Source organism: Microcystis sp. M_OC_Ca_00000000_C217Col (assembly GCF_007095585.1).
Taxonomy (GTDB): Bacteria; Cyanobacteriota; Cyanobacteriia; order Cyanobacteriales; family Microcystaceae; genus Microcystis; species Microcystis panniformis.
In genome coordinates this window covers 1-3752 of record NZ_SFBV01000066.1, presented here as the reverse complement: position 1 = coordinate 3752, position 3752 = coordinate 1, and the positions used below count along the sequence as shown (strand labels likewise).

The window sequence follows — 3752 nt, the reverse complement described above, 5'->3', positions numbered from 1 at the left end:
TTGATAATTGACCACTGTTACATTTGGTAAATCGAGGAGTTGATCAAAATTTATCCACATAACCCACCTCCTGTTCTGTGTTACTATTATACCATGCTCACACAGAACCTAGAAGAGCCCCCGATCGAGCTAAAACCCTTACGGGGCAATGATCGTCATGTGTAAATAATTTTGCCTAGGTACTTAACACAAAGTCGAGAAGAGCCTCTTAACTTTTTTTGTATCAAAATTACTTCAACGGGAGCATTAAAAGGGGAGAATTACCCCATCAATCTAGACAAAGAAACTATTGACTGGAATAGGGCCGAGCGCCGGTAAACTACCCGTTAACCCGGTGAGATTAATCACCAAATCATTAGCACTTTGGAAACCCCCCGTACCGTCGTTCATAATTAGGTAAGTGGTAGTAGTATTAGCAACCCGCACTAAAGCAGCACTGTTCATCCCGATAGCTTGATTTCCGGCTGTTGCGCCATTAGCATCGGTAAAGACATTAGTAACAATGGTGTTAATGTTGGTCGTGGTGCTATTTGTTGCCCGGGTAAAAGCGAGAGGGGCATTAATTGCCGCACCAAATTGACAAGGCATTACCCGTGCCATTAAGATTACCAGTACCAGTGAGGACGAGATTTTCCACGTTGTCAGGAAGGGTATAGGAAATGGAAACTCGCAGTGAAACACCTCGTGAAACTTGGCTGCAACCGATTGTCGCTCTTCTGGGAGAAGGGGAATTCGCCGAGGCTTATGCTTTGGCTGCATACTTTCCTAACACTCGTAACAGACAACTCGTACAACTTGCTGCATTGCTGGGACAAAATAAGTTTAGTGAAGCTGATACTCTCTTAAAGAAATTTGCTGCTGAAACTCAAAGCCTTGTAGCTGAATTTGCAACTATTCTGAACCAAGTCGATTTGGACCTCCTTGAGACAGCTTATCAAGCTATTAAGGATCAATATTTCGAGTTGGCTGATTTCTGTATTCAATTTCAACTGCTCACTCATCCAGAAACAAGCTTATCAGTAATCCGTGAGGGACTAAGGCTAAGAAAAACTGAATTTGTTCAAGACATAAACTCATATGTAAAGGGGGAACCGACGATTAAGGTTCCACCCGGCAAATTGGCAGGTGGAGAAGCGGATTTAAACAGAAAATATATCGGCAACCCGGGTTATTTTAACTCGAATAAAGGGAGTATTAACGAGCGTGGGGAGTTTATTCGGCTGCCTTGCTCTGTGCCTTGCTCTGAGCAGCCTAAACCCCTTCCGTCGTCTAATAGCGTAACAATTCAACGCCACACTCGAATCGAATTCCCATCAGAATGTGTTCTTGAGCAAAAAGCTGAGTTAAAGATTCAGCTAACTCAAGAGATTCCAAAATTTACTCGTGTTCTAGAAAAAATTTGGCTTACAGTAGGACTTAATACTAAGCAAGTTAAACTAAATGTCAAGGTTACTGCTCCAGCATTTGCCATAAGACCTTATCAGCAGCAGTTGACTGTTCCAGTTAAAGGCGATTCCAACGAAGTGATTTTTACCCTTGTTCCTCTTGAAAGAGGTGAGCAAGTTATTGAGATTGAGTTTTTCAGAGGAGCAACAAGAGTTGGGTATGTAATCGTTCAAACTAACGTAACTTTCTACTCGTATAATAAAATATCGCCAAAAGTTTTATCAATGGAAGACCCAATTGATGGTCTCAAAAACTTAGAAAGTATGACGGTTAATCCCGATAAACATACACTTAATGTTACGTGGATTGAGAGAGAAAGTAAATTACTCTATACTATCTTCCCAGCGAATCGATTAGGCGAGTGGGAGAAAACAATTCCTAATATTCAGCAACAAATTGAAGATGATTTGCGAAGTTTGAATGCTTTCCTGACAGAAGTAGTTCAACAAGGAAACCCCTCTGATGAGCGTTGGGAGAGTATCTGTTTCAATCTTCAGAGTGTTGGCGCTAACTTGTTCGAGATGTTAATTCCCTCTGAAGTAGCAAAAAAAGTGCGAGATTGGAAGATTGGTTCTCCTGTCATTATCTCCACTAATGAACAGTGGATTCCTTGGGAATTAATGTACGACGGCGAAGATTTTTGGGGAAAGAAGTTTATTATTGCTCGCTCTCCTCGCCTCAGCGATAGTCAAGATTTACCAGATAAAAATAGACCTGAAAGTAAGGGAAAAAGACAAATCAAGCGGATTGTCAATATTGTCGGTGGAGATGTACCTTCCTCGGAAGCAGAGCGAGCTACCCATCTATTCTCTAATCTTCTCCCCCCGGAAGCGGTACAATTGTTAGCTAAACAGCCAATTTCGTCCCTTGTAAAAGCTATTCCAGGCACAGATGCGCTTCATTTTACCTGTCACGGACATTTAGAACCGCACCTACTCCAAATTGCTGGCGATAAAAACAAAACCCGAATTGAAAACTTGCTCCCTGAAACCATTCTAAGGCTACCCCTTGAGCCAGGTAGTCTTGTGTTTGCTAACGCCTGTGCTTCAACCGTTCCCGTGTTAACCTTTGGAAAATTTAGCAGTTTTGGCTGGAAATTTTATCAGCGTGGTGCAGATGCTTTCATTGGAACTTTAGGAGCCGTACCAGTGAAATATGCCTTCAACTTTGCCGAAATTGTTTACCGTGAATTATTCAACCCAGATGAGAAAATTACTATCGGACAGGCTGTAGCCAAAGCCAAAGAAGTTGCAGCCAATGAGAGAAACTTATTTTGGCTACTGTATTGTATTTATGGCGATCCAGATTTCTCGATTGTACAGCAAAAAAATTCCAAGGAGGAAGACCATGCCAATTAAAGTATATGCCACAGCCGTTGATCCAGCTTCAGTTAGTAGCTTACAAACTGAGGATGAGGAAATCCTGACTACTTTGGGGCCACAAGAGGAAACCATCGCAGTTCAGTTGCAAGAACTCTTTGAATCTGTCATGGAAGCTCTTTCTAGTAAGGTGGATGTAGAAAGTCAGTTGACTGTTGAAATTAATGGTTCAGTCAGCCTAAAGGCGAAGGGAGAACTCAAATATCTGTTTTTCAACATTGGAGCAGAAACAGCCAATACAAACACGATGAAAGTTACCCTATCTACAACTTTGCAGCCAAAAATACAGAAAACGAAGTAAATGTCCACCATCAAAACAAAAAGCCAGAGGTCGGTATCTGGTCTCTCAAAGAAAACGGGTTTCTCAAAGAGTTTCTCAAAGAAAACCGTTTTCTAGATATTGATTTTTGCCAAAGACTGCTTAAATTCTGCGAGAGAATTAGCGGTAGCTGCTAATTTTAGTAGCTCTTCTAACTGTGTGGAAACGAGGTCTATACTGATAGAATATCCGCAAAATAGCCCTAAAAGTCTTGCCCGATAAGCATTTCACGATTCCATAAGCAAAAATTATCACACAAAGTCGAGAAGAGCCAGTCATTTTGCCGATTATCTCTTCAATTTCTGAAGAAATCTGTCCAAAGCGCACGGTTAAAACTGTTTTTATGTCATCGCGGCTTTTTTCTAACGCTCCAATTTCCTTACCAATTTCCTTACCAATTTCCTTGCCTATTTCCTTACCAATTTCCTTACCAATTTCCTTGCCTATTTCCTTACCGCGTTCGATTCCTCGTAACTCCATATTACTTACTAAAGGCATGGTTCTTTCCTCCTCAAATTGTTTAATTTTACTCTCTAAACTTGACTGCAATTTAGGGGATAAAGTCATCATATTGTCGATGATTTCAAACAGTTTAATTATCTGTTCCC

2 protein-coding genes and 2 pseudogenes are annotated in these 3752 nt (G+C 41.0%); 2 read left to right on the top strand and 2 right to left on the bottom strand.

From position 1 onward, the window contains the following. Positions 1-273: 273 nt before the first annotated feature. Positions 274-676, bottom strand: a pseudogene (locus EWV66_RS03905) (bluetail domain-containing putative surface protein); the annotation flags it as partial. Between EWV66_RS03905 and EWV66_RS03900 the strand changes: the two are divergent. Beyond that, on the top strand, positions 660-2804 hold the full coding sequence (locus EWV66_RS03900; protein WP_287108351.1) for a CHAT domain-containing protein: 2145 nt from the start codon (positions 660-662) through the stop codon (positions 2802-2804). The pseudogene EWV66_RS03905 and the gene EWV66_RS03900 overlap by 17 nt on opposite strands. Beyond that, a complete protein-coding gene (locus EWV66_RS03895; RefSeq protein WP_052276991.1) occupies positions 2794-3126 on the top strand; it encodes a hypothetical protein in 333 nt (110 codons plus the stop codon). The genes EWV66_RS03900 and EWV66_RS03895 overlap by 11 nt, the downstream gene beginning before the upstream one ends. A 138-nt stretch (positions 3127-3264) precedes the next feature. Here the strand turns inward: EWV66_RS03895 and EWV66_RS03890 are convergent. Continuing rightward, a pseudogene (locus EWV66_RS03890) lies at positions 3265-3752 on the bottom strand (hypothetical protein); the annotation flags it as partial.

Coding starts and splice junctions, on each gene's coding strand:
- EWV66_RS03900 (WP_287108351.1), top strand. CDS start 660: ATGGAAACTCGCAGTGAAACACCTCGTGAAACTTGGCTGCAACCGATT.
- EWV66_RS03895 (WP_052276991.1), top strand. CDS start 2,794: ATGCCAATTAAAGTATATGCCACAGCCGTTGATCCAGCTTCAGTTAGT.